Source organism: Rhodococcus sp. LB1 (assembly GCF_001583455.1).
Classification (GTDB): domain Bacteria; phylum Actinomycetota; class Actinomycetes; order Mycobacteriales; family Mycobacteriaceae; genus Rhodococcus_F; species Rhodococcus_F opacus.
The window spans coordinates 1-23,608 of sequence record NZ_LTCZ01000419.1 but is presented as its reverse complement, the minus strand read 5'-3'; the positions used below and the strand labels follow the sequence as shown (position 1 = coordinate 23,608).

Here is a 23,608-nt window from a genome sequence, read left to right as displayed (position 1 = left end):
TCGGAGATTTCCGACATGTCAAGAACCTCCGACACATCCTTTTCTTGACTAATTCCAAAAAGGCGCGATACTGGAACACATGCGACACGCCACGGATCCCAAAGCGCAGCTGCGCGGGGTGGGCCTGCGTGTCACAGCACCACGCGTTGCAGTGTTGAATGCGGTTGCCGTACGGCCGCATTCCGACGTCGACGACATTGCGGCCGTAGTTCGTGAAGAGCTGGGATCGGTCTCCACCCAGGCGGTATACGACGTCCTCAAGGCGTGCACCGCGGCCGGCCTGCTCAGACGTATCGAGCCCGCGGGATCGCCCGCACGGTTCGAAACCCGTACCGGAGACAACCACCACCACCTCGTGTGCCGCAGCTGCGGGACCGTCGTGGACGTGGACTGCGCAGTCGGTGAGGCTCCGTGCCTCGACCCTTCGCAGGCCCACGGTTTCGAGATCGACGAGGCCGAGGTCGTCTTCTGGGGGCTCTGCTCGCAGTGCCAGACCGGCGCGCAGAGCGGGACCGGGTCGGCAGCAGCCCTGTCCTGAACCAGTCCTCCCCACCGCTACACCCTCACCCGATGCAACCTGGAGGCTTTGCCATGCCTGAAACACAGCGCGCCACCACCAACAACTTCGGAATTCCCGTCGCCAGCGACAACGAATCCCTCACCGCGGGCACACAGGGCCCCATCCTGCTGCACGACCACTACCTGATCGAGAAGCTGGCCCACTTCAACCGCGAGCGCGTCCCGGAGCGCGTCGTCCACGCCAAGGGCGGCGGTGCATTCGGCGAACTGGTCGTCACCCACGACGTGAGCCGCTACACGAAGGCCGCGCTGTTCCAGCCCGGCGCCGAGACCGAGTCGCTGGTGCGCTTCTCCACCGTCGCCGGCGAGCAGGGCAGCCCCGACACCTGGCGTGACCCGCGCGGATTCGCCGTGAAGTTCTACACCGAGGACGGCAACTACGACCTCGTCGGCAACAACACGCCCGTCTTCTTCATCAAGGACCCGATCAAGTTCCCCGACTTCATCCACTCGCAGAAGCGACTGCCGGGATCCGGTCTGCGCGACCACAACATGCAGTGGGACTTCTGGACGCTGCGGCCCGAGTCCGCGCACCAGGTGACCTGGCTGATGGGTGACCGCGGAATCCCGAAGACGTGGCGTCACATGGACGGTTTCGGCTCGCACACGTACCAGTGGGTCAACGCCGACGGCGAACGGTTCTGGGTCAAGTACCACTTCAAGACCGATCAGGGCATCGAGTTCCTCACGCAGGACGAGGCCGACACCCTCGCCGGCAACGACCCCGATCATCACCGCGCCGACCTGTACGACACGATCGCGCGCGGCGAGTTCCCCAGCTGGACGCTGAAGGTTCAGGTCATGCCCGTCGACGAGGCCGAGGACTACCGGTTCAACCCGTTCGACCTCACCAAGGTGTGGTCGCAGAAGGACTACCCGCTGATCGAGGTCGGCAAGTGGACCCTCAACCGGAACCCCGACAACTTCTTCGGGCAGATCGAGCAGGCGTCGTTCGAGCCGTCGAATGTCGTTCCGGGAATCGGCTTCTCGCCCGACAAGATGCTGCTGGGGCGGGTCTTCTCCTACGCGGACGCGCACCGGTACCGCATCGGCGCCAACTACGCGCAGCTGCCGGTCAACGCGCCGAAGAACCAGGTGAACTCGTACTCGCAGGACGGTGCGATGCGGTACGCCACCAATTCGCCCGAGACCCCGGTGTACGCGCCGAACTCCTACGGCGGCCCGCACGCCGACGCGTCGCTCGCGGGCGACGAGGGCCTGTGGGCGTTCGACGGCGAGTCGGTGCGAGCCGGCTACATCGAACACGCCGAAGACGGCGATTTCACGCAGGCGGGCACGCTCGTCCGCGAGGTTCTGAGCGACGACGAACGCGACCGCCTGGTGAACAACATCGTCGGCCACGCACTCGGCGGTGTCAGCGAACCGGTTCTGCTGCGGGTCTTCGACTACTGGAAGAGCGTCGACCCCGACCTGGGCAAGCGAGTGGAAATCGGTGTCCGGGAAGGGCAGAGCCAGAACTGAGGTCGTTGGTGGGGCAGGCTCAGAGCAGGCCCCACCAATAGATCAGTACGGCGAGAACGAACACGATCACAGTTTCCACGACGACCCTCCTCCGCCCGACTGCACGCAGTGCACTTCCATCATCCACCTCGAGCGGGGACGGACGCCACTGCGCTTCGCGCCCGTGAGTACTTCTCAACCGCCCGTGGTTGAGAAGTACTCACAGGGGTGTGACGGGTGTGTCGGATGTTGTTGCTAGGTTGGGCGGTGTCAGGACACCGGCTCGGATGACCGTGTCCCGAGTCGGGGTCGAAAGGTGCTGTCTTCCATGGTGATGGGTCCCACCCATGCAATGTCCGGTGCGGCTGTCGGTCTGGCGGTGGCAGATCTGCTGCCCCTCGACTGGGGTGGGCCCACCTCGACCGCCGAGACCTTCACGTTCGCGGCGGTGTGCGCCGGAGCGGCGCTTCTCCCGGACCTGGACACGAGCCAGTCCACGGTCTCGCGCTCGTTCGGTCCGGTCAGCAACGTCGTCGCGAAGGGCGTCGATGCGGTGTCGCTGGGGTTCTACACCGTCACCAAGGGCAAACGCGACGGCAAGCGGCGGGGCGGGCACCGCACGCTCACCCACACGGCCCTGTTCGCCGCGGGTATCGGGGCCGGGGTGTCCGCGCTGGTCGTCCAGTTCGGCAAGCCTGCCATCATTGCGACGCTGTTCGTCTGCCTCGGTCTCGCGCTCCGCGGGCTGGCCGGGGAGCTGGCCAAAGAAAAAGGCTGGCTGGCGGTTTCGGCGGTCGCCGCGGTGCTGTCCGCGCTCACCTGGCAGTCGTATCCCACCGAGGCCGGTTCCACCGGACTCGGAGTCGCGGTGGCCCTCGGCTGCGCCACCCACTGCCTCGGGGACGCCATCACCAAGGAGGGCGTCCCCTTCCTCGCGCCGTTCCTGACACTCGGGAAGGAACGGTGGTGGGAGTTCCGGCTCCCGTCGTTCCTGTCCATCCGGGCGGGCGGGCCCTTCGAGAAGGTCGTGCTCGGGCCCGCCCTCACGGTGGCCGTCGGACTGATGGTCATCTGGGCCATCGACGGTGCGCCGCAGGCAATCTACGACGCGTTCATGCCTGCCCCGCAGTGACTCAGGCCGCGAGCATGTTCTCGAGGTCGTCGAGGACGATCATCGCCCCGGTGGGCCCCAGCGCGAGGAACCAGGTCTCGTCGCTCACGTGCACGGACTTGCCGTCCTTCACCGCCTGCATCTGATTCCACAGCGGGCCGCCGACCACGGTCGACTCGTCGGTGGTCTCGGGCGCGCCGTAGCTGGAGTAGAAGATCCGGTCGGCGTTCGCCTCTCCGATCGTCTCCTGGCTCACCTCGACGGCGAGTTCGTCGACGTTCTGCACCGTCGGACGCGGAAGTCCGACGTCCTTCAGGATGACGCCGATGAACGACAGGTTGCCGTACAGGCGGATCTTGCCGGACATGAACCGGACCAGCGAGATCGTCGGCTCACCGGTGATGGACTCCCGGACCTCGTCGGCGCGGGTCTGATAGGCGTTGAGCACCTCCTCCGCCTTGGTCTCCTCACCGAGGGCGTCGGCGACCAGCAGGAAGTTCTCCTTCCACGGGAAACCGGGGCGGATCCCGAACACGGTCGGCGCGATGGACGACAGCTGCGGGTACAGCTTGTCGGCGCGCAGCTTGCTGCCCAGGATCAGATCGGGCTTCAGAGCGGAGATCGCCTCGAGGTTCAGGTTGTTGGTGGTCCCGACGTCCGGCACCCCGGCCAGCTTGTCGGCGAGGTAGGACGGCTGACCGGCCGCGCTCTCCGGACTGGCCAGCCCGACGGGCGTGATTCCCAGGGAGAGCACGTCGTCCAGCTCACCGCCGTCGAGGACGATCACCCGTTCGGGCTTCTTCTCGATGACGGTCTGGCCGAGGGCGTGGGTGATCGTCCGGGGGAAGACGCCCGGTTCGGCGTCGGTGCCGAGCTTGGCGGTCTCGGCGTCCGCCGTGGCGAACTGGCGGCCGCCGGTGGCGACGTCGGCGTTGCCGGCGGACGACCCGGTGTCGGTGGTGCCGCAGGCGGCGACAAAGACGGTGGCCAGGGCGACCAGCCCGGCGCGTACGTAGAGCCTCGAAGACATGAGGTGAGGCTAGCCTGAGGTTACGGGCGGATCGTCGCGGGGTCGCTGCAACCGGAAAACGCCCCCACCATGCAGAAGAGGCCCTGGCCGGCGAACCGGTCAAGGCCTCTTCTCGGTGTCTCACACTGTCGGGGTGGCGGGATTTGAACCCACGACCTCTTCGTCCCGAACGAAGCGCGCTACCAAGCTGCGCCACACCCCGTGTTGAACCTCGGCTAGCTTACATTACCCAACCAGTCACCATTAAATCCCCTGGTCAGTTGCGTATAACGGTGCTCTCCGACGACTCGGTGCGACCCCGCGCGGCGTCGGCGTCCGAGCCGCCGCGCTGAGCCGGAACCAACGTCAGGAGCGTCGCCTCGGGGCGGCAGCAGAAGCGGGCGGGCGCCCACGGCGACGTCCCGATCCCCGCGGACACGTGCAGCTGGGTGTGCGCACCCCACTTGGACGGACCCTTCACCCGCGAACGGTCGATGTCGCAGTTGGTGACCAGCGCGCCGTAGAACGGCAGGCACAGCTGACCGCCGTGCGTGTGGCCCGCCAGCACGAGGTCGTAACCGTCGTCCGCGAACCGGTCGAGCACCCGCGGTTCGGGCGAGTGGGTGATGCCCAGCCGGAGATCGGCCAGCGGATTGGGCGGACCGGCGATCGTGTCGTACCGGTCGCGCTTGAGGTGCGGATCGTCGACACCGGCCGACGCGATCCGGACACCCGACACCTCGAGGTCGCGGCGGACGTGCGTGACGTCGAACCAGCCGCGCTCGGTGAACGCGGCCCGCAGGTCGCCCCACGGCAGCGGCTCGCCGAGGACGCGCTTGTGTTCCTTGCGGAAGTACTTGAGCGGGTTCTTCGGCTTGGGCGCGAAGTAGTCGTTGCTGCCGAAGACGAACAGTCCCGGGCGGGCGAGCAGATTCCCCAGCGCCTGGACCACTGCGGGCACCGCCCGCTGGTGCGACAGGTTGTCGCCGGTGTTCACGACGAGGTCGGGGTCGAGGTTGTCGAGCTCCCGCAGCCAGTTCTGTTTCAGCCGCTGTCCGGGCATCATGTGCAGGTCGCTGATGTGCAGCACACGGAGCGTCGACGACCCGGGTTCGAGTACCGGCATAGTGACCTCACGCAGCGCGAACGCATTGCGCTCGATGAGCGAGGCGTAGCCGATGCCGAGGGCGGCGGCACCCGCCGTACCCAGGGCGGCGCGGGTCAGGTTGGCACGGAACTCGTCAGACACTCTTCCAGGATACTGATGAGCGCAATCGAGATGCAGTGGACGAATCGGGGCGCGTAGCGTTTCGCCCATGCCAGATTCACTGAAAGCAAGACTGCGCTCCGACATGACGGCCGCCATGAAGGCCAAGGATTCGCTGCGCACCGCCACCATCCGCATGCTGATGGCCGCCGTGCAGACCGAAGAGGTCTCCGGCAAGGAAGCCCGCGAGCTCACCGACGACGAGGTGCTGAAGGTCCTCGCGAAGGAGTCGAAGAAGCGCGGCGAGTCCGCCGAGATCTACACCGAGAACGGTCGAGGTGAGCTGGCAGCGCAGGAGCGGGCCGAGGCGCAGATCATCGACGAGTACCTCCCGACGCCGCTGACCGACGCGGAACTGGTCGACGTCGTGGACACCGCGATCGCTCAGGTGGCCGAGGAGATCGGTGAGCGTCCCGGCATGCGTCAGATGGGTCAGGTCATGAAGGCCGCCGGCGCACTCGCGGGCGGCAAGGCCGACGGTTCGCGGCTCTCGCACGCGGTGAAGTCCCGCCTCTGACCCGCATGTGAGTGGGAAAGCGTGCGCCGCCACACTTTCCCACTCACGTGGGGGTTACCGGGGTATGGGCGGCAGCTGGATCGGCGGCAGGCCGGGCAGCTGGATGGGCGGAACGGGGATCCCCTGAGCCGGCGCCTGCGGAGGAGCGGCCTTCACCGACCCGTCGCTGACGTAGATCGTGATGGTCGACCCCGGAATGGCCGAACCGGACGGCGATGCGCTCGTGACCGTTCCCTTGGCCGCCTGCGACTCCGTGGTGACCGCGTTCACGGTGAACCCCGCGCCCTGCAGACGGGACGTCGCGGCCGACTGGCTCAGCCCGGTGACGTCCGGAACCTGACCGTTCTGCGAACCCCGCGCGTACTTCTGGTCGACCGGCGGCAGCGTCGTCGGCCCGAAGTTGTTGGCGATGGGGTTCATCGCCGCATACCAGGTCCGCGCCGGTTCGTTTCCGCCGAACAGGTTGCCGTCGCCACACGGTCGCAGCGGGGCCGAGCAGATCTCACCCGGGGTCGGCGAGTCACCGAACACGTAGACGGCGGCGGCGAAGTTGTTGGTGAATCCGAGGAAGCCCGAGGACATGTGGGATTCCGTAGTACCCGTCTTGCCTGCCATCGGCAGCGTCCAGCCGACGCTGCCCGCCGCCCCGGCGGACGTGCCGCCGGGCTTGTCGTCCTTGCTCATGGCGTTGGTGAGCGTGTCCGCAAGGCCGGGTTCGACCACCTGCTCGCAGGCCTGCTGGGTGACCGAGACGGGCTTGCCTTCACGGTCGAACACCGAATCGATGGGGGTGGGTGGGCACCACTTGCCGTGCGAGCCGAGCGTCGCCGCGACATTCGACAGTTCCAGCGGATTGATCCACGTGGGCCCGAGGGTGAACGAACCCAGGTTCTGATCCTTCTGGAAGTCGGCCATGCTGCGGTCGTCGAATCCCGACGTGCCGGGCTGCGCGTACGAGCGCAGACCCAGCCGCACCGCCATGTCGACGGTGGGGGCGACGCCGGTCGCCTGGATCAGCTTGACGAACGCGGTGTTGGGCGACTGTGCCAGCGCGTCCGTCACCGACAGCGCCGCCGGGTATTTGCCTGCGTTCTCGACGCAGTACGTGGAGGCGGGGCAGCCTCGTGCACCACCGCTACCCATGCCCCGTGCCTCGAACCGCCCGGGCACGTCCAGGATGGCGTTCGTGCCGAGGCCCTTCTCCATGGCGGCGGCCGTCGTGAAGATCTTGAAGATCGACCCGGCGCCGTGACCGGCCAGTGAGTACGGCTGCGCCTGCACGGTCTCGTTGGCGTTCGCGTCGAGGCCGTAGGTGCGGCTACTGCCCATCGCGAGGATCCGGTGCGAATCCTGGCCGGGCTGGACCACGTTCATGACGTTCGCGATGCCGTCGAGTCCCGGGCTGGCGTTCGCGCTGAGCGCCGCCTTCGTCGACGCCTGGACCGCGGGGTCGAGCGTCGTCTTGATCAGGTAGCCGCCCTTGTCGATCTGCTCGCGGCTGATGCCGGCGTTGGCCAGATACTGCAGGGCGTAGTCGCAGAAGAAGCCGCGGTCGCCGGCCGCGATGCACCCGCGGGGCAGCCGGTTGGGCTCGGGCAGCACGCCGAGGGGCGTCTCCTTGAGCTGCCGGAGTTCGGCGGCGCGCTCGGGAATGTTCGAGATCATCGTGTCGAGAACCACGTTGCGTCGTTCGAGGACGCCATCGGGATTCGTGTACGGGTTCAGCGCCGAACTCGACTGCACCATGCCCGCGAGCATCGCGGACTGCTGTGTGTTCAGTTCGGATGCGTCGATGCCGAAGTAGGTCTGTGCGGCGTCCTGGATGCCGAACGACGCGTTGCCGAACGGAACCAGGTTGAGGTAGCGGGTGAGGATCTCGTCCTTGGTGAGTTCCTTGTCGAGCGTCAGCGCCATCCGGATCTCGCGGATCTTGCGGGCGGGCGTCGTCTCGATCGCCGCCCGGCGTTCGGCGTCGGTCTTGGCCACCACGAGCAGCTGGTAGTTCTTCACATACTGCTGGTCGAGGGTGGACGCGCCCTGCTGCACCTCACCGCTCGTGGTGTTGGTCAGGAAGGCGCGCATCGTGCCCTGCCAGTCGACGCCCTTGTGCTCCGGGAACCGGCGGTCCTCGACGGAGACGATGGCGAGCTTCATCTCGTTCGAGATCTTGTCGCTGGGGACTTCGAAGCGCCGCTGGTCGTACAGCCAGGCGATGGGATTGCCCGCCGAGTCCACCATCGTCGAGACCGCGGGAACCGTTCCTTCGACCAGTTCCGCGGAGACGTTGTCGACGGTGTCAGCCGCCCGGTTGGAGGCGTAACCGAACCCGCCGGCGAGTGGAAACATCACGCCGGCGAGGAGCACTCCTGCCAAGGCGGAGGATCCCGCGAGCTTCCCCACTGTTTTTGCAATCGACACGATCTACAGAGTACGTGGGGTCTGTGGGTGCGCTGGTTGGGCGCGGAATTCGGCCAGGAAAATGCCCTGAGCACGGGGTATGGACGGGCGTACCAAAAAAGCGTGTTCTTCGTCTTGCGCGTTGCGGTTTCTTTACCTAAATTGTTGGAACAGTGTGATGGAGATAACACCCCATCGCTTATGTGGTGCAGCCTCGGCGTGCTAGGTGCTGGGGTGTGCAGACTCGAAGAGGGGAAACGAATGCACATGACCACCCCAACCAGCCGTCTGGACGTCGAGCAAGCAGAAGCGCGAATCGCCTGGGTCACCCAGGCTCGTTGCCGGGAAGTCGATCCCGACCAACTTTTTGTACGCGGCGCAGCACAGCGCAAGGCCGCAACCATTTGCCGGCATTGCCCGGTATTGATGCAGTGCGGAGCCGATGCTCTCGACAATCGTGTCGAGTTCGGCGTGTGGGGTGGCATGACGGAACGTCAGCGCCGGGCGTTGCTCAAGCAGCACCCCGAGGTGGAATCATGGTCCGACTTCTTCGAAGCTCAGCGGCAGCACCAATCCGCTGTCTGAAATTTGGGATTCGCAGACAGGCCACAGGCGGGTGACCGGTTCTCCGGCAGCGAGCTGATCAGCTCGTGCGGGTGAGCTGGTCACCTACCGCTCTCAACGCCTCGAGGTCCGACACCTCGAACGGCAGCGAGGGCACGCCGACGATCGGCACCCGAGGGTGGGCGGCCGTGAACCGGCTCAGCAGTTGGACCTCACGCTTGGCGATCACCGCCCGATGGGCGTGGATTCGCAGCACAGCGGCGGTGAGGGGGTCTTGGTCCCCGAGCTGGTCGGCGGCAGTGACCGCATGATCGGCCGACAGGGAACTGAGAGTGGGGTGCGTCCTATTCAGGACGAGGCCCGCGAGCGGCATCTCGTCGCCTGCGAGCCGGTCGACGAAGAACGCCGCCTCCCGCAGTGCATCCGGCTCCGCTGCCGCGATCACCAGAAACTTCGTGCCCGGCTGCCGGAGCAGTTCGTAAGTGCGCGTGGCTCTTTCCCGGAAGCCGCCGAACATCGAGTCCAGTGACTGCACGAAACTCGAGGCGTCCGACAGCATCTGACTACCCACGATGGTGGAGACGCCGCGCAGCGCCAGGCCCATCGCGCCGGTGACGAGCCGGGTGAGACCGCGACCCGGCGCGGTGAGCAACCGGATCATGCGACCGTCGAGGAATGCGCCCAGACGCTGGGGTGCGTCGAGGAAGTCCAGGGCGTTGCGGGACGGCGGGGTGTCGACGATCACCAGGTCCCATTTGTCGCTGGAGGCGAGCTGCCCCAGCTTCTCCATCGCCATGTACTCCTGCGTTCCCGAAAACGAGGTGGCGACGGTCTGATAGAAGGGGTTCGCGAGAATCTGCTCCGCCTTCTCCGGCGTGGAGTGCTCGATGACCATCTCGTCGAACGTGCGACGCATGTTGAGCATCATGGCGTGCAGTTCGCCCGTCGCGTCCGGTCCGAGCTGCACGGGTTGAGGCGTGTTGTCGAGTTCCGCGACGCCGAGCGCCTGCGCGAGCCGGCGCGCCGGGTCGATGGTCAGCACGACCACCTTTCGCCCCTGCTCCGCCGCGCGCAGTGCCAGCGATGCGGCTGTGGTGGTCTTGCCGACGCCACCGGCGCCGCAACACACGACGATCCGCGTCGCCTCGTTCTTCAGAATCCCCGCGACATCGAGAGCGGAGGCGGTGCGGCGACGCTCGTGTTCAGTTGTGTGGGTCATCGGACACCCTGTTCCGTCAGATATTCGGCGAGTTCGTACAGCCCGCCCAGGTCGACACCGTCGGCGAGGGACGGCAGATGCAGTCGCGCCCCGTCCACTTCGCTGAGCTGACCGGCGCTCTCCTCCTGCGCCTCGAGGACGGACGCGTGCTCGATCGTCTCGGTGAGCAACCCGGCGAAATCCTCTTCGTCGAGGGTGATCCCGCTCTTCTGCAGTCCGGCCCGGATTGCTTCGGCGTCGATGCGCCCCTTCGCGGCGTCGGCCAGCGTCTCGGCGGGCAGGAACTGCGGGCTGGTGCGGTTGACGACGATGGTGCCCAGCCGCAGATCGGCGCGGGCCAGTTCTTCTGCGGCGTCGGTGGTCTCCTGCACCGGAAGCGCCTCGAGCAGTGTCACGAGGTGGACGACGGTCTCGTCGGAATGCAGCAGGCGCACCACGCCCTCACTCTGCGAACGCACCGGCCCGCCTTTCGCGAGGTCGGCCATCGCCTTCGTCACGTCGAGGAAGTTGCCGATCCGCCCGGTCGGCGGGGCGTCGACGACGACGGCGTCGTACACCCGCTTGCCGGACTTGTCGGTGCGCACCACACATTCCTTGATCTTGCCGGTCAGCAGCACGTCCCGAAGCCCCGGTGCGATGGTGGTGGCGAACTCGATGGCGCCGAACTTGCGCATCGCGCGACCGGCGAAGCCGAGGTTGTAGAACATCTCGAGGTATTCGAGGAACGCGGTCTCGATGTCGATGGCCAGCGCCATGACCTCCCCGCCACCCTCGGCGGCCGCGACTTTCGTCTCCTGCGGCGGCAGCGGGGGCACGTCGAAGAGCTGGGCGATCCCCTGCCGGCCCTCGACTTCCACCAGCAGCACGCGACGCCCACCCTCGGCCAGCGCGAGAGCCAACGCGGCGGCCACCGTGGACTTTCCGGTGCCGCCCTTTCCGGAGACGAAGTGCAGCCGGGCCTGCGCGGCCTTCTCGGGCCACGTCGGGGTGAGCTGGTCTGGGGATGCAACCACGGGGTCGAGCCTATAAGTCTGGGAGCCGGGATGTGCGGGGGATAGGCTCACCGGCATGAGTGAATTGACTTCCTGGGAGTACGCCACCGTTCCGCTGCTCACACATGCGACCAAGCAGATCCTCGACCAGTGGGGCACCGACGGCTGGGAACTGGTGACGGTTCTGCCCGGGCCCACCGGTGAGCAGCACGTCGCGTACCTGAAGCGTCCGAAGGGCTGACGGCCGTGGCAGAGACACAGAACTGGTCCGCTCGCCTCGCCGAGCTCGGCATCACGCTGCCGTCCGTCGTTCCGCCGGTGGCCGCCTACGTGCCCGCCGTGCGCACCGGCAACTACGTCTACACGTCGGGGCAGCTGCCGATCGTCGAGGGCAAGCTGACGATCGCGGGCAAGCTCGGCGCAGGCGTGTCGGACGACGACGCCAAGGCCGCGGCCCGGGCCTGCGCACTCAACGCGCTGGCGGCGGTCGACGCGCTCGTCGGCATCGACTCGGTGGTGCGGATCGTGAAGGTCGTCGGATTCGTCGCGTCGGCCGAGGGATTCACCGGTCAGCCCGGTGTTGTGAACGGCGCTTCCGAATTCCTCGGCGAGGTGTTCGGGGACGCGGGTGCCCACGCACGTTCGGCCGTCGGCGTCGCGGAGTTGCCGCTCGGCGCACCCGTCGAGGTGGAACTGATCGCCGAAGTGCGGCCGGAGTCGTAGTGCCATGACGCTTGCCCATCCGGCCTACGCCCAGGTGCGGGAGGTCACCCCGATCGTCTCGGTGATGCTCGAGAACAACCCCGGCATGATGACGCTCGACGGAACCAACACGTGGATTCTGCGTGCGCCGGGACGGGACGAGTGTGTGGTGGTCGACCCGGGTGACGCCGACGAGGAGCATCTCGCCCGCGTCGCGGCACTCGGACCGGTCGCGCTGACGCTGATCACGCACCGTCATTTCGACCACACCGGGGGAGTGCAGCGGTTCTTCGAACTGACCGGTGCGCCCGTGCGTTCGGTGGATCCCGAATTCCTTCGGGGCGGCGGAGACGCCCTCGTGGACGGCGAGACCATCGACGTCGCGGGGCTCACCCTCACGGTGATCGCCACGCCCGGGCACACGAAGGATTCGGTGTCCTTCACCGTGCAAGGTGAGGGCACCGTCCTCACCGGCGACACGATCCTCGGCCGCGGCACCACCGTGCTCGACGACACGGACGGCGACCTCGGCGACTACCTGTCGTCGCTGCGCCGCCTGCTGGACCTCGGATCCGGACACCGGGTGATGCCCGGCCACGGACCCGAACTGCCCGAACTGAACGTCGTCGCGCAGCAGTATCTCGATCATCGCGAGGAGCGACTCGACCAGGTGCGGGCCGCGATCGGCGAGCTCGGCGGCACCCCCACCGTCCGCGAGGTGGTCGAGCACGTCTACTCCGATGTCGACCCGAAGTTGTGGCCGGTGGCGGAGAAGTCCGTCAACGTGCAGCTCGCCTACCTGCGCAGCCTCGACTAGTCGCTGAAACGACTGCGGCCACCCCCTCGCGGTGAGGGGGTGGCCGCAGTCGTAGGTGCGGGGACTACCGCGCGCGACGTGCCAGGCGCTCGGAGTCGGAGATCAGCACGCTCTTGCCTTCGAGGCGCAGCCATCCGCGGTGCGCGAAGTCGGCGAGCGCCTTGTTGACGGTCTCACGGGAAGCGCCGACGAGCTGGGCGATCTCTTCCTGCGTGAGGTCGTGGGTGACGCGCAGCGAGCCCGCCTCCTGGGTGCCGAACCGCTGCGCGAGCTGCAGCAGCGCCTTGGCGACACGACCCGGGACGTCCGTGAAGATGAGGTCGGCCAGGTTGTTGTTGGTACGACGCAGACGGCGCGCGAGCACCCGCAGGAGCTGTTCGGCGATCTCGGGGCGGTGGTCGATCCACGCCTTGAGCGCTTCGCGGTCCATGCTGACCGCGCGGACCTCGGTGACCGTCGTGGCGGTGGACGTACGCGGACCCGGGTCGAAGATGGACAGCTCACCGAACATGTCGGACGGGCCCATGATCGTCAGCAGGTTTTCACGGCCGTCCGGCGAGCGGCGGCCGATCTTCACCTTGCCCGAAACGATGATGTACAGGCGGTCACCGGGCTCACCTTCGTTGAAGATGACATGTCCGCGGGGGAAGTCGACAGGCTGCAGCTGCTTGGTCAGCGCCGCTACCGCTGAGGGCTCGACTCCTTGGAAGATGCCGGCTCTTGCCAGGACGTCGTCCACGTGCGCTCCTTGGGAATATTGTTCGTCTGTATGCATATTGTGCGCGATTTGCTGCATGTCGACGATGCCCCGGTGATCCGCGGCGTGTCGCTGTGCAACAGGTACGGCTCTGAAGTCTACGTTGAGACGGCTCGGTCTGAGTGACCGATACCACGGAAGTCGCAAAAGTTAACCGGGGGATGCGTCCTGCGGTGTGCTGATTCGGGGGCTGCCCAGCGCTCAGCTGGCGCGCCGTGAGCCCACTTCGGTGACGGCGGCGTCGTCGGATTCGAAGCCCGACCGACCCTTGCGACGTCGATGGAAGCGTGCCAATGCGTGGGGGAAACCTTCGTGGGCCAGGGTGGCCACTTCGTCGTGACTTGCCTGGTCGAGGAACTCTTCCACCTCTTGCTGACGAACCGTGAGCCGGCGGAGTCTGAACTCCACCCGCTCCATTGCCAGCGCAAACAGCATCAGCAGCACTGGGAAGAGGACCACAGCGAGACCTTGCATACCGGGAAGTAAACACTGGAAATGTCTCAGAAGCGACACAGCGGCGATTCGGATCGGTCGGGTATCCGTAGAGTTGATCCCGTGCATGCGACCCCCAGCGACGGCTCCGAAGTGCGTGGACGCACCCGTTCGCGGGCCGCGAAACAGGACGAAACCCGGATCGGACTCGTCCGGCGCGCCCGGAGAATGAACCGGCGGCTCGCCGAGGCCTTCCCACACGTCTACTGCGAGCTCGACTTCACCACCCCACTCGACCTCGCCGTCGCGACCATCCTCTCCGCGCAGTGCACTGACGTGCGGGTGAACATGGTGACGCCGGCGCTGTTCGCCCGCTATCCCGACGCCAAGGCGTACGCGGAGGCCGAACGCACCGAACTCGAGGAGTACATCCGGTCCACGGGCTTCTACCGCAACAAGACGAATTCTCTGATCGGGCTGGGGCAGGCTCTGCTCGAACGCTTCGACGGCGAGGTCCCCGGCAACCTGAAGGACCTCGTGACGCTGCCCGGGATCGGGCGGAAGACGGCCAACGTGATCCTCGGCAACGCGTTCGATGTGCCGGGAATCACCGTCGACACCCACTTCGGGAGGCTCGTCCGACGCTGGAAGTGGACCGAGGAGGAAGACCCGGTCAAGGTCGAGCACGCGATCGGCGCCCTGATCGAGCGCAAGGAGTGGACGCTGCTCTCGCACCGCGTGATCTTCCACGGCAGGCGCGTCTGCCACGCCCGCAAGCCCGCCTGCGGGGTGTGTGTGCTCGCCAAGGACTGTCCGTCGTACGGGCTGGGCCCGATCGACCCCGACGTCGCCGCCGAACTGGTTCGTGGACCGGAGACGGAGCATCTGCTGCGTCTGGCCGGCAGGTGAGGGTAGATACGAGTGTCTAGCGCAGCGCGGTGGAGTCTGGCCGCCCTCGTGGTCGTGGTGGCTCTCGTCGTCGCGATCTGGCCGCGGGGTGACGACGCGGAGACGCCGTCGTACCAGGACCGGTTCGGTTCGGGTGGCCGTACCCCGACGGCGGTGAGCGCCGATCCCGACGCGCTCGCGGCACTCAGGACGCAGGCGGGTCTGGAATCGTGCCCGGCCTCGACGGCCACGTCCGAGCCTGCGCCGGGTTCGGTGCTGTCCGGCATCACACTGGAATGCGTGGCCGACGGCAGCCAGGTGGATCTGGCCGCCGCGCTCGGTGGTAAACCGGCGCTGCTGAACCTGTGGGCCTACTGGTGCGGCCCCTGCGCCGAGGAGCTGCCCTATATGCAGCAGTTTTCGGATCGAGCGGGCGACGCGGTTACCGTGCTTACGGTGCACACCGATCCCAACGAGTCCAGCGCGCTGTCCCGGCTCGTCGACTACTCCGTCACCCTGCCCGGTGTGCAGGACGGCGACGGGCGCGTCCGCGTCGCGGTCGGAGCCCCGCCGGTCCTGCCCGTCTCGGTGCTGATCCGGCCCGACGGCACGGTGGCGAAGGTCCTGCCGCAGCCGTTCCGCAGCGTCGACGAGATCGCGGACGCCGTCGAACAGAACCTGGGGGTGGCGGCATGACGAACTCCGTGGACGGTGTCGCCGTTCCGCCGTGGCTGCGCCGGGTCGTGCACCGGACCCCGGCCGACCCGCACAGGATCAACCCCGTTCTCGATCGGCGCGCACCCCGCGGCGCGACCACCCGTGAGGCGGCGGTGCTCGTGTTGTTCGGCGGCCCCGTCGAGGCGGACCCGCTGATGTCGGGAGGCCTGCCCGCCGACGCGGACATCCTGCTCACCCAGCGTGCGTCCACGATGCGTCAGCACAGTGGTCAGGTGGCATTCCCCGGGGGCGCCAGCGATCCCGGCGACGAGGGACCCATCGCCACCGCGCTGCGGGAGGCCCAGGAGGAGACGGGACTCGACCCGTCCGGTGTCCGTCCGCTCGCCGTGCTCGAGGAGATCTTCATCCCGCCGTCCGGCTTCGACGTCACTCCCGTCCTCGCGTACTGGGAGAAGCCCAGCGAGGTCGGCGTGGTCGATCCCGCGGAGGCGGAACGCGTCGCCCGGGTTCCCGTGCACACCCTGATCGATCCGCGGAACCGGTTCCAGGTGCGGCACCCGGCCGGATACCAGGGGCCCGCGTTCGCCGTCGACGGCATGCTCGTCTGGGGTTTCACGGCAGGCATCCTGGCCGCGCTGTTCGCGGTCTCCGGCTGGGAACAGGAGTGGGACCGCCACGACATCCGCGACCTCGACACCGTCCTCGCCGAACTCGACAACGATCTGGACGACGACCATCTGACCCACGGTCACGGCCGGCCGGCGGCCGAGCGATGACGGGCTCGCACTGGATCGACCTGGCGATCGTGCTGATCGCGTTCGTCGCCGCGACGTCCGGCTGGCGGCAGGGTGCGGTGGCGTCGGTGCTCGCCTTCATCGGGGTCGTGCTCGGTGCGGTGGCGGGCATCCTGATCGCCCCGCACGTGCTGGTGCACGTGGACGAGGGCCGCGGTCGCGTGCTGGTCGGTATCGCCCTGATCGTGGTGCTGGTGATCGTCGGCGAAGTCGCGGGCATGGTCCTCGGCCGCGCCGCGCGGGGAAGTATGCACAGTCCGGTCGCGCGGTCCGTCGACAGCGTGATCGGCGCCTGCGTGCAGGCCGTCGCGGTGTTCGTCGCGGCCTGGCTGCTGGCGATCCCGCTCACGTCCTCGTCCCAACCTCAGCTGGCGGCGGCGGTGCGCGGGTCGAGCGTCCTCGAAACGGTCGACAACATCGCGCCCGCCTGGATGCGGCAACTGCCCACCGAGTTCACCGCCCTGCTCGACACGTCCGGGCTTCCCGACGTCATCGGGCCGTTCGGGCGCACCCCCATCACGACCGTCGACCCGCCGGATGCCAGCGTCCTGGAGAGTCCCGTCGCGTCCTCGCTGCAGTCGAGCGTGCTGCGGATCCGGGGTGTGGCCCCGAGTTGCCAGCGGGCGCTCGAGGGATCCGGATTCGTCGTGGCGCCCGACCGGGTGATGACCAACGCCCACGTGGTTGCGGGAACGGCGGGCATCGTCGTCGACACGGCGAACGGGCCGATGGACGCCGAGGTCGTGCTGTTCGACCCGTCCGCCGATGTCGCGGTGCTCGAGGTGCCCGGACTGGACGCCCCCGTCCTGAACTTCGCGCCCGAGCCGGCCCGGACCGGCGACAACGCCCTGGTGCTCGGCTACCCGGGCGGCGGGCCGTACACGGCCAGCGCCGCCCGGATCCGGGAGATCCTGGACCTCAGTGGTCCCGACATCTACCGGGCGGGAACGGTCCAGCGTGAGGTGTACACGGTCCGCGGTTCCATTCGGCAGGGCAACTCGGGTGGACCGCTCGTCGACAGCGACGGCCGGGTGCTCGGGGTGGTGTTCGGCGCCGCCGTCGACAACAGCGACACCGGGTTCGTGCTCACCGCCGCCGAGGTGTCGCGTCAGCTGCAGGCGGCATCCGGGGCGTCCGTCGCCGTGGACACCGGGGCGTGCATCCTCTGACCGTCGGTCAGACGGTGCGGGGTGCGACGAGGTCCAGCAGGGCGGCGTTGACCCGCTCCGGGGCTTCCCAGTGCGCGTAGTGGCCGACACCGGTGACGGTGTGCATCTGCTGGGTGGGTGCGAAGCGGTGGCTGCGGCGCACGGTGTCCGCGAGCACGTACGGGTCGAGGTCGCCGTGGAGGTGCAGGACCGGGATCCGCAGCGTCTGATCCATCGATGCCATGAACCGGCTGCCGTCCGGGCGGAACTGGCTGCGGAACGCCCACCGCTGATACTCCAGGGTGCAGTGCGCGGTCCCGGGAATCTGAATCGCCGAGCGCATCCGTGACATCACGACGTCGAATTCCGGGTTCTCCGTCCAGGCGGGTCCGGAGCGTTCGCGGATCAACCGTTCGACCTCCGACCCGTTGTCGCGGGTGAGGCGACGTTCGGGACGCCACGGCACCTGGCAGGAGACGAACGAGGGCAGCAGGGCCTTGCGCTGGTAGCGGTCGTGGAGGACGGCCTGCTTGAGCGCGACGGGATGCGGCGAGCTGACCAGTGCGATCGACCGGACGAGGCGAGCGTGGAGGACGGCCGTCGCCCAGCAGACGAGGCCGCCGTCGGCGTGCCCGACGAGGGTGGCCTCGCCGTAGCCCATCGCCCGGATGAGGCCAGCGATGTCGCCGGCCAGCGTCCACCCGTCGTAGCCGCGCGGCGGTTTGTCGGAATCGCCGTAGCCGCGGAGGTCGACGGCGACGGCCCGGTACCCCTCCGCGGACAGCGCGGTCAGCTGATGGCGCCACGACCACCAGAAGTCCGCGAATCCGTGCAGCAGGACGACGAGCGGCGCATCCGGTGCGGATGCGCCGACCTCGACGGTGTGGAAGCGGATTCCGTTGGCATGGATGTCGCGATGAATCCAGGGGCCGTCGAAACGGACGGTAGACGGATCGGGTGGTGCCACAGGAGCGAGTTACCGCGCGTGACGTCCGCTGGACGACGCGAGATGGGCTTCCGCATCCGAGTACGACGTCGGGAGCACCGTCTTGGCCTGCTTCAGCGAGTCGATGGTCTTCTCCGGTGCGCGGAGTTTGCGTACCCGCAGATAACCGAGCAGCGCGAGGACCGCGGTCACCACGACCATGATCAGGAAGACGATCAGGAACGCCAGCCAGCGGGCGATCCACACGTCGAGGAGTTCGGCGAGGAAGAAGAAGAAGAAGAACGAGCTGAACAGCAGCACGGTGAACGCGAGGATGAAGAACAGGCTGCCCTGCAGGCCCTTCTTGACCTCACCGGTGACCTCGGCCTTGGCGAGCTCGACCTCGGCGCGGACCAGGGTGGACACCTGCGCGGTCGCATGCTTGACCAGCGTGCCGAGGCTCGCCTCGCCGGGTGTCTGAGCGTCCACGTCCGTGAGCGGGATCGACGACACCGTGTTCGGCACCCCGTCTCCCGTGTATCGCGGGCTGTCTCCCTTGCCGTGAGTGATGCTCACTTGTCGACCCCTCCAGGTAGCTCTTGCACTTCCGAGTCATCCTTCCGGGCCGCATGGGCCCGACCGCGTCGCCACAGTAACGCTGATCCGATCAGCGACGCTGTCAACGATGTCACGAGCACCGCGACCTTAGCTATTTCGGCCTCGCTGCCGTCACCGATTCCCGCAAGCGCGAGATCCGCTACGAGAAGGCTAACGGTGAACCCGATCGCACCGAGCACTGAGAGGGCAAACATGTCCCGGAACCCCAGTGCTCGCGGCTTCTTCGCGATACCCAGGCGGATCGCGAGCCAGGAGATGCCGAAGATGCCGACGGTCTTGCCGACGAGGAGCCCCGCGATCACGGACTGCGAGATGGGGTTGGTGAACAGCTGCCCGAGGAGCTCGCTGCTCAGGGCCACGCCGGACGCGAACAGGGCGAACAGCGGGACGCAGACGCCTGCCGACAGCGGCTGGATGCGGTGCTCGAGGCGGGCGCCCGGGGATTCTCTCTCGCCGGGGTCGCGCCGGACCCGGGTGAGGAGGCCGAGCGCGACACCGGCGAGCGTGGCGTGGATTCCGGCGTCGTGCATGCAGTACCAGGTGAGCAGTGCGAGTGGAACGTAGAGCAGTGGGGTGGTGATGCGCCGGTGCTGGGCGAACGCGTAGACGGCCAGGCACACGGCGGCGCCCAGCAGCCACAGCAGGGCGATCGAGCTGGTGAACAGGACCGCGATGAGCACGATCGCGAGAAGGTCGTCGACGACGGCCAGGCTGAGCAGGAACACCCGGGCGCTGGCCGGGATGCGAGACCCGGTCAGCGCCAGCACACCCAGTGCGAACGCGATGTCCGTGGCGACCGGGATCGCCCAGCCCCGTTCCATGCCGGGTGTGCCGGCGCCGATCGTCGCGGCGATGATCGCGGGCACGACCACACCGCCGCAGGCCGCGATGATCGGGAGCAGGGCACGTTTGCGGTCGGCGAGTTCGCCCACCACCATTTCTCGCTTCAGTTCGAGGCCGGCGACGAAGAAGAAGACCGCCAGCAGCCCGTCCTGCGCCCATGTCCCGACCGTCAGGTTCAGGTGGAGTGCCTCCGGGCCGATCTGCCAGTCGCGCAGTGCGAAGTACGAATCCGAGACGGGGGAGTTCGCCCACACGAGGGCGACCGCCGCGGCGACGAGCAGGATCGAACCGCCGACCGTCTCGGTGCGGAGGTAGCGGGAGAGTTCGGAGCGGAGGGGCTGGGTCACCGGGGGCGCTCGCTTTCGATGTGGTCCGGGTACGGCAAATGCTCTGCCGACCAGACTTCCCGGCGCACCGAGTAGAGCTTATCCAATTTGCCAAGCGAAAGACACGAGGTGTTCAATTCCTAAGGAATGGACTCTCGTCCCAATAGTTGAAATAGCATCGTGCAGGAGTAAGTCGAGTGAGCAGTGCCGTCGATACGTCGAAGCCAGAACCGGACGGCGGCGCCACCGTCGCCGGCGTACCCAGAAGCCGGATCGTCGTCGCGAGCATGGTGGGAACATCCATCGAGTTCTACGACTTCTACATCTATGCCACCGCGGCCGTGTCGGTGTTCCCGCACCTGTTCTTCCCCAAGGGAAACGGCACCACCGCCCTGCTGGCGTCCCTCGCCACGTTCGGTCTGGCCTTCGTCGCCCGGCCGCTCGGCTCGATCCTGTTCGGCCACTTCGGCGACCGCATCGGACGCAAGACGACGCTCGTCGGCTCACTGCTCACCATGGGTATCGCCACGTTCGTGATCGGCCTGCTGCCGACGTACCACCAGATCGGCCTCGTCGCGCCCGCACTGCTGGCGTTGATGCGCTTCTGCCAGGGCCTGGGACTGGGCGGTGAATGGAGTGGCGCGGCGTTGCTCGCGACCGAGACCGCACAGAAGGGCAAGCGGGCCTGGGCGGCCATGTGGCCGCAGCTCGGCGCGCCCATCGGGTTCTTCCTCGCCAACGGTCTGTTCCTGATCATCACGCTGTTCCTGGACCACGACAACAGCAGCCCCGACCTGGACGGCGCGTTCCTCACCTGGGGCTGGCGTATCCCGTTCCTGCTCAGCGCGATCATGGTGATGATCGGTCTGTACGTGCGGCTGAAGCTCGAAGAGACGCCCGTGTTCGCCCGCGCCGTCGCGCGGGGCGAGAAGGTGAAGACCCCGCTGGCCGAGGTGTTCAAGACCAGCTGGCGTCAGCTGATCATCGGCACGTTCGTCATGCTCGCCACCTACACGCTCTTCTACATCATGACCACCTGGGTGCTCAGCTACGGCACCGGCAAGACCCCCGCCCAGGGCGGAACCGGAGCCGGCTTCCACTACACCGACTTCCTCGTCCTCCAGCTGATCGCGGTCCTGTTCTTCGCGGCCGCCGTCCCCGTGTCGGGGTGGCTGGCCGACCGCTTCGGTCGCCGCATCACGCTGCTCACCATCACCGGGTGCATCATGGTCTTCGGGCTCACGTTCGGCGTGATGCTGAACCAGGAGGGCATGGGCAACGCCCGCATGCTCGTATTCCTGGCCATCGGAATGTTGTTGATGGGCATGACCTTCGGGCCGATGAGCGCCGTTCTGCCGGAGTTGTTCCCGACCAACGTGCGCTACACGGGTTCGGGGATCGCCTACAACACCGCCAGCATCCTCGGCGCCGCCGTCGCGCCGTTCATCGCCACCTGGCTCGCCACGTCGTACGGCGTCGGCTGGGTGGGCATCTACCTGCTGATCGCCGCTGCACTCACCTTCGTCGCGCTGCTCGTCATGCGCGAGACCCGCGATCAGTCCCTCGACGACGTAGGGGCGTAGTCCCCGTGAGTGGTTGACGAGTCCAGGGGCTCGTCAACCACTCACGGGCCGCGCAGCGGCCTATAGTTCTTGCATGGCGAAAGCCGTGCTGCTGTCCAGGACGGCCCGGATCCGGCTGCCGAAGCAGGATCTGTGGTCGTTCCTCGCCGATACCGATCGCCTCAACCGCAACATCGACTTGTCGTCGCCGGTGCACTTCGCTCCGATGCTGGACCGGCGGCGCAAGGGACACTATTCGGCGGAGACCCGTTCGTACGGGCGGCGGGTGCGGTACGAGGAGTTCCCGTTCGAGTGGATCGAAGGCCGCTTCTACCAGGTCCTTCGTCGGTTCTCCCGCGGTCCGCTCGCGGAGGTCTCCACGGGTGTCCGGCTTCGTCCGGCCGCCGACGAGACCGAAATCGAGGTGTTCGCCCGGATCGTTCCGCGGACCTGGTTCGGGGTGATCGTGGCGCGAACCCTGCTGGCGCGCACGGGTATACGGAAGACGGTGGCGCTCACACGCGCGTTGGAACTCTACGTTCGCGACCCGCAGACGCATGCCGTGCCCGCGCTGCCGCCGCCGGAGCAACTCGACGCCGGCCGACTGGAACTCCGCACAGCACAGCTGTCCCGATCGCACGATGCCCCGAACCTCATCGGGCGCTTGGCGTCCCACCTGCGGACCGCCTCCGACCTGGAGGTGACGGGCATGCGGCCGTTCGAGCTGGCGGACCGTTGGGGTGTCGATCGGATGCAGCTGCTGTACGTCTTCCTCCACGCCGCGGACAGCGGACTGCTGGATCTGAGCTGGAGCGTGCTGTGCCCCGTCTGCCGGACCGTCCGCGAGGACGCCGGCCGGATTTCACAGTTGGCGAGCCGTGTCCACTGCGACACCTGCGACATCGCCTTCGACACCGACCTGGCACGGTCGGTGGAGATCCGCTTCGACGTCAATGCGGCCGTGCGCCGGGCGGAGCGGGCCCGGTACTGCATCGGTGGTCCGGCGAATTCACCGTCTGCGGTGGCTCAGCTGCGGCTCGAGCCGGGGGAGCAGCGTTCGGAGCGGCTCGAACTCGACCCGGGGTGGCTGCGGCTCCGGTGCTATCAGGTGGGCTCCCCGGTGGCCTGCGAGGTCGGCCCGGCAGGTGGAACGCTGCGGGTCGAGTGCGGGCCGGGCGACCTCCGGGTGCGGAGTTCACCCGACACCGACGGAGCGATCCGGCTGGAGGTCGACAACCGGCTCCCCGGCGAAGCGCTGGTGGTGGTCGAGCGGGAGCGGTGGAGGGACGCCGCGGCGACCGGCGCGCTCGTCACGTCGCTCGACGGTTTCCAGGACCTGTTCCCGGACCAGGGGGTGGCGCCCGGCGACGAGATCGGGATCGCGAACCTGGCGGTGCTGTTCACCGATCTGAGCGGGTCTACCGCCCTGTACGAGCGCATCGGGGACGTCCGGGCGTTCGCGTTCGTGCAGAGCCATTTCCGCTACCTGCGTGACGCCGTGGTGCGCGAGAACGGCGGCGTCGTGAAGCAGATGGGCGACGCGGTCATGGCGACGTTCGCGGATGCGCGGGAGGCCTGGTCGGCGGCGGCGTCGATGCAGTCCGGCTGGGACGACTTCCGTCGCGGGCACCTCGGCGACGACGACTCGGTGGCGTTGAAAGTCGGGCTGCACCAGGGGCCCGCGGTGATGATCGACAACGACGGCCGGATCGACTACTTCGGCGCGACCGTCAACCTGGCGGCGCGGGTGCAGGGTTGTGCGGCGGGCGGCGACATCGTCCTGTCCGGGGCCGTTCACGACGACCCGGAGGTGGCGCCGCTGCTGGCGGAATCGGACTACCGGTGCGACGTCTTCACGACCGGTCTGAAGGGAATCGGCGAGGAGCAGACGTTGTGGCGGCTTCGCCGCCCGTGAGTGGTTGAGGAGTGCAGGGACTCGTCAACCACTCACGGGGCGCGGAGCGTCCTACTTGCCGCGGATCGCGTCGAAGACCTTGGGGTC

At 67.6% G+C, this 23,608-nt stretch carries 24 protein-coding genes and 1 tRNA gene; 14 read left to right on the top strand and 11 right to left on the bottom strand.

Annotated features, from left to right (window positions below; translation table 11 throughout):
* The first annotated feature begins 79 nt into the window (after positions 1-79).
* The 3 genes from AZG88_RS43055 to AZG88_RS43045 all read left to right on the top strand — a co-directional run bounded on the left by AZG88_RS43055 (position 80) and on the right by AZG88_RS43045 (position 3,172).
* Entirely contained in the window at positions 80-538 is a 459-nt protein-coding gene (locus tag AZG88_RS43055; RefSeq protein WP_061701144.1) for a Fur family transcriptional regulator, read from the top strand.
* A 53-nt stretch (positions 539-591) separates the two neighbouring features.
* A complete protein-coding gene (locus AZG88_RS43050) occupies positions 592-2,061 on the top strand; it encodes a catalase (RefSeq protein ID WP_061701143.1) in 1,470 nt (489 codons plus the stop codon).
* A gap of 307 nt (positions 2,062-2,368) precedes the next feature.
* The gene (locus tag AZG88_RS43045; protein WP_061044124.1) at positions 2,369-3,172 is read left to right on the top strand and encodes a metal-dependent hydrolase; all 804 of its coding nucleotides are present in this window, start codon (positions 2,369-2,371) and stop codon (positions 3,170-3,172) included.
* 1 nt (position 3,173) lies between these two features.
* Here AZG88_RS43045 and AZG88_RS43040 read toward each other — a convergent pair whose 3' ends face one another.
* The 3 genes from AZG88_RS43040 to AZG88_RS43030 form a co-directional block, all read right to left on the bottom strand.
* Positions 3,174-4,181 (bottom strand): ABC transporter substrate-binding protein, encoded by a 1,008-nt coding sequence (locus tag AZG88_RS43040; RefSeq protein ID WP_061701142.1) that lies wholly within the window; start codon positions 4,179-4,181, stop codon positions 3,174-3,176.
* Between the two features lie 128 nt (positions 4,182-4,309).
* Positions 4,310-4,383: transfer RNA gene (locus tag AZG88_RS43035), tRNA-Pro, on the bottom strand.
* A gap of 54 nt (positions 4,384-4,437) precedes the next feature.
* Complete coding sequence (locus AZG88_RS43030) at positions 4,438-5,409, bottom strand: metallophosphoesterase (protein WP_061701141.1); 972 nt, start codon at positions 5,407-5,409, stop codon at positions 4,438-4,440.
* Positions 5,410-5,476: 67 nt separating this feature from the next.
* Between AZG88_RS43030 and AZG88_RS43025 the strand changes: the two genes are divergently transcribed.
* A complete protein-coding gene (locus AZG88_RS43025; RefSeq protein ID WP_005248498.1) occupies positions 5,477-5,944 on the top strand; it encodes a GatB/YqeY domain-containing protein in 468 nt (155 codons plus the stop codon).
* Positions 5,945-5,998: 54 nt separating this feature from the next.
* Here AZG88_RS43025 and AZG88_RS43020 read toward each other — a convergent pair whose 3' ends face one another.
* Positions 5,999-8,344 (bottom strand): penicillin-binding protein, encoded by a 2,346-nt coding sequence (locus AZG88_RS43020; protein ID WP_005248497.1) that lies wholly within the window; start codon positions 8,342-8,344, stop codon positions 5,999-6,001.
* 258 nt (positions 8,345-8,602) lie between these two features.
* On the opposite strand from AZG88_RS43020, the gene AZG88_RS43015 reads away from it, so the two are divergent.
* The gene (locus tag AZG88_RS43015) at positions 8,603-8,926 is read left to right on the top strand and encodes a WhiB family transcriptional regulator (RefSeq protein ID WP_005248496.1); all 324 of its coding nucleotides are present in this window, start codon (positions 8,603-8,605) and stop codon (positions 8,924-8,926) included.
* A 58-nt stretch (positions 8,927-8,984) separates the two neighbouring features.
* On the opposite strand, the gene AZG88_RS43010 is transcribed toward AZG88_RS43015, so the two are convergent.
* Positions 8,985-10,124, bottom strand: coding sequence for an ArsA family ATPase (locus tag AZG88_RS43010; RefSeq protein ID WP_005248495.1), 1,140 nt, complete (start codon positions 10,122-10,124; stop codon positions 8,985-8,987).
* Entirely contained in the window at positions 10,121-11,137 is a 1,017-nt protein-coding gene (locus AZG88_RS43005) for an ArsA-related P-loop ATPase (protein ID WP_005248494.1), read from the bottom strand. The genes AZG88_RS43010 and AZG88_RS43005 overlap by 4 nt, the downstream gene beginning before the upstream one ends.
* A gap of 55 nt (positions 11,138-11,192) precedes the next feature.
* On the opposite strand from AZG88_RS43005, the gene AZG88_RS52315 reads away from it, so the two are divergent.
* Genes AZG88_RS52315 through AZG88_RS42995 form a run of 3 tightly spaced genes read left to right on the top strand, consistent with a single transcriptional unit; the run spans position 11,193 to position 12,635 of the window.
* Positions 11,193-11,357 (top strand): DUF4177 domain-containing protein, encoded by a 165-nt coding sequence (locus tag AZG88_RS52315; RefSeq protein ID WP_005248493.1) that lies wholly within the window; start codon positions 11,193-11,195, stop codon positions 11,355-11,357.
* Between the two features lie 5 nt (positions 11,358-11,362).
* Complete coding sequence (locus AZG88_RS43000; RefSeq protein ID WP_005248492.1) at positions 11,363-11,839, top strand: RidA family protein; 477 nt, start codon at positions 11,363-11,365, stop codon at positions 11,837-11,839.
* A 4-nt stretch (positions 11,840-11,843) separates the two neighbouring features.
* A complete protein-coding gene (locus AZG88_RS42995; RefSeq protein WP_061701140.1) occupies positions 11,844-12,635 on the top strand; it encodes an MBL fold metallo-hydrolase in 792 nt (263 codons plus the stop codon).
* Between the two features lie 64 nt (positions 12,636-12,699).
* On the opposite strand, the gene AZG88_RS42990 is transcribed toward AZG88_RS42995, so the two are convergent.
* Positions 12,700-13,374, bottom strand: coding sequence for a Crp/Fnr family transcriptional regulator (locus AZG88_RS42990; RefSeq protein WP_005256089.1), 675 nt, complete (start codon positions 13,372-13,374; stop codon positions 12,700-12,702).
* A 219-nt stretch (positions 13,375-13,593) separates the two neighbouring features.
* Complete coding sequence (locus AZG88_RS51185) at positions 13,594-13,866, bottom strand: hypothetical protein (RefSeq protein WP_005248489.1); 273 nt, start codon at positions 13,864-13,866, stop codon at positions 13,594-13,596.
* 21 nt (positions 13,867-13,887) lie between these two features.
* On the opposite strand from AZG88_RS51185, the gene nth reads away from it, so the two are divergent.
* Genes nth through marP form a run of 4 tightly spaced genes read left to right on the top strand, consistent with a single transcriptional unit; the run spans position 13,888 to position 17,353 of the window.
* Entirely contained in the window at positions 13,888-14,733 is an 846-nt protein-coding gene (gene nth, locus AZG88_RS42980) for an endonuclease III (protein ID WP_043943640.1), read from the top strand.
* 12 nt (positions 14,734-14,745) lie between these two features.
* Positions 14,746-15,408: a TlpA family protein disulfide reductase gene (locus AZG88_RS42975; RefSeq protein ID WP_025431723.1), complete on the top strand. Its 663-nt coding sequence runs from the start codon at positions 14,746-14,748 to the stop codon at positions 15,406-15,408.
* On the top strand, positions 15,405-16,166 hold the full coding sequence (locus AZG88_RS42970; RefSeq protein WP_025431724.1) for an NUDIX hydrolase: 762 nt from the start codon (positions 15,405-15,407) through the stop codon (positions 16,164-16,166). The genes AZG88_RS42975 and AZG88_RS42970 overlap by 4 nt, the downstream gene beginning before the upstream one ends.
* A complete protein-coding gene (gene marP / locus AZG88_RS42965; RefSeq protein ID WP_005248485.1) occupies positions 16,163-17,353 on the top strand; it encodes an acid resistance serine protease MarP in 1,191 nt (396 codons plus the stop codon). Before AZG88_RS42970 ends, marP begins: the two co-directional genes overlap by 4 nt.
* 7 nt (positions 17,354-17,360) lie before the next feature.
* Here the strand turns inward: marP and AZG88_RS42960 are convergent, their stop codons facing one another.
* The 3 genes from AZG88_RS42960 to nhaA are packed head-to-tail and all read right to left on the bottom strand — an operon-like array spanning position 17,361 to position 20,065.
* Positions 17,361-18,299 carry an alpha/beta fold hydrolase gene (locus AZG88_RS42960; RefSeq protein WP_061044128.1) on the bottom strand — a complete coding sequence of 313 codons (939 nt, stop codon included), beginning with the start codon at positions 18,297-18,299 and terminating at the stop codon, positions 17,361-17,363.
* A 9-nt stretch (positions 18,300-18,308) separates the two neighbouring features.
* Positions 18,309-18,833 (bottom strand): phage holin family protein, encoded by a 525-nt coding sequence (locus tag AZG88_RS42955; RefSeq protein ID WP_005248483.1) that lies wholly within the window; start codon positions 18,831-18,833, stop codon positions 18,309-18,311.
* Entirely contained in the window at positions 18,830-20,065 is a 1,236-nt protein-coding gene (gene nhaA, locus AZG88_RS42950; RefSeq protein WP_005248482.1) for a Na+/H+ antiporter NhaA, read from the bottom strand. The genes AZG88_RS42955 and nhaA overlap by 4 nt, the downstream gene beginning before the upstream one ends.
* A gap of 176 nt (positions 20,066-20,241) precedes the next feature.
* On the opposite strand from nhaA, the gene AZG88_RS42945 reads away from it, so the two are divergent.
* Positions 20,242-21,627 carry an MFS transporter gene (locus AZG88_RS42945; RefSeq protein WP_005248481.1) on the top strand — a complete coding sequence of 462 codons (1,386 nt, stop codon included), beginning with the start codon at positions 20,242-20,244 and terminating at the stop codon, positions 21,625-21,627.
* A 73-nt stretch (positions 21,628-21,700) separates the two neighbouring features.
* A complete protein-coding gene (locus tag AZG88_RS42940) occupies positions 21,701-23,521 on the top strand; it encodes an adenylate/guanylate cyclase domain-containing protein (RefSeq protein WP_061701139.1) in 1,821 nt (606 codons plus the stop codon).
* The last annotated feature ends 87 nt before the right edge of the window (positions 23,522-23,608 follow it).

Bases quoted from the DNA above. Each gene is read 5' to 3' on its own strand.
- AZG88_RS43055 (WP_061701144.1), top strand. From the start codon at position 80: ATGCGACACGCCACGGATCCCAAAGCGCAGCTGCGCGGGGTGGGCCTG.
- AZG88_RS43050 (WP_061701143.1), top strand. From the start codon at position 592: ATGCCTGAAACACAGCGCGCCACCACCAACAACTTCGGAATTCCCGTC.
- AZG88_RS43045 (WP_061044124.1), top strand. From the start codon at position 2,369: ATGGTGATGGGTCCCACCCATGCAATGTCCGGTGCGGCTGTCGGTCTG.
- AZG88_RS43040 (WP_061701142.1), bottom strand. From the start codon at position 4,181: ATGTCTTCGAGGCTCTACGTACGCGCCGGGCTGGTCGCCCTGGCCACC.
- AZG88_RS43025 (WP_005248498.1), top strand. From the start codon at position 5,477: ATGCCAGATTCACTGAAAGCAAGACTGCGCTCCGACATGACGGCCGCC.
- AZG88_RS43015 (WP_005248496.1), top strand. From the start codon at position 8,603: ATGCACATGACCACCCCAACCAGCCGTCTGGACGTCGAGCAAGCAGAA.
- AZG88_RS43010 (WP_005248495.1), bottom strand. From the start codon at position 10,124: ATGACCCACACAACTGAACACGAGCGTCGCCGCACCGCCTCCGCTCTC.
- AZG88_RS52315 (WP_005248493.1), top strand. From the start codon at position 11,193: ATGAGTGAATTGACTTCCTGGGAGTACGCCACCGTTCCGCTGCTCACA.
- AZG88_RS42995 (WP_061701140.1), top strand. From the start codon at position 11,844: ATGACGCTTGCCCATCCGGCCTACGCCCAGGTGCGGGAGGTCACCCCG.
- AZG88_RS51185 (WP_005248489.1), bottom strand. From the start codon at position 13,866: ATGCAAGGTCTCGCTGTGGTCCTCTTCCCAGTGCTGCTGATGCTGTTT.
- nth (WP_043943640.1), top strand. From the start codon at position 13,888: ATGTCTCAGAAGCGACACAGCGGCGATTCGGATCGGTCGGGTATCCGT.
- AZG88_RS42970 (WP_025431724.1), top strand. From the start codon at position 15,405: ATGACGAACTCCGTGGACGGTGTCGCCGTTCCGCCGTGGCTGCGCCGG.
- marP (WP_005248485.1), top strand. From the start codon at position 16,163: ATGACGGGCTCGCACTGGATCGACCTGGCGATCGTGCTGATCGCGTTC.
- AZG88_RS42940 (WP_061701139.1), top strand. From the start codon at position 21,701: ATGGCGAAAGCCGTGCTGCTGTCCAGGACGGCCCGGATCCGGCTGCCG.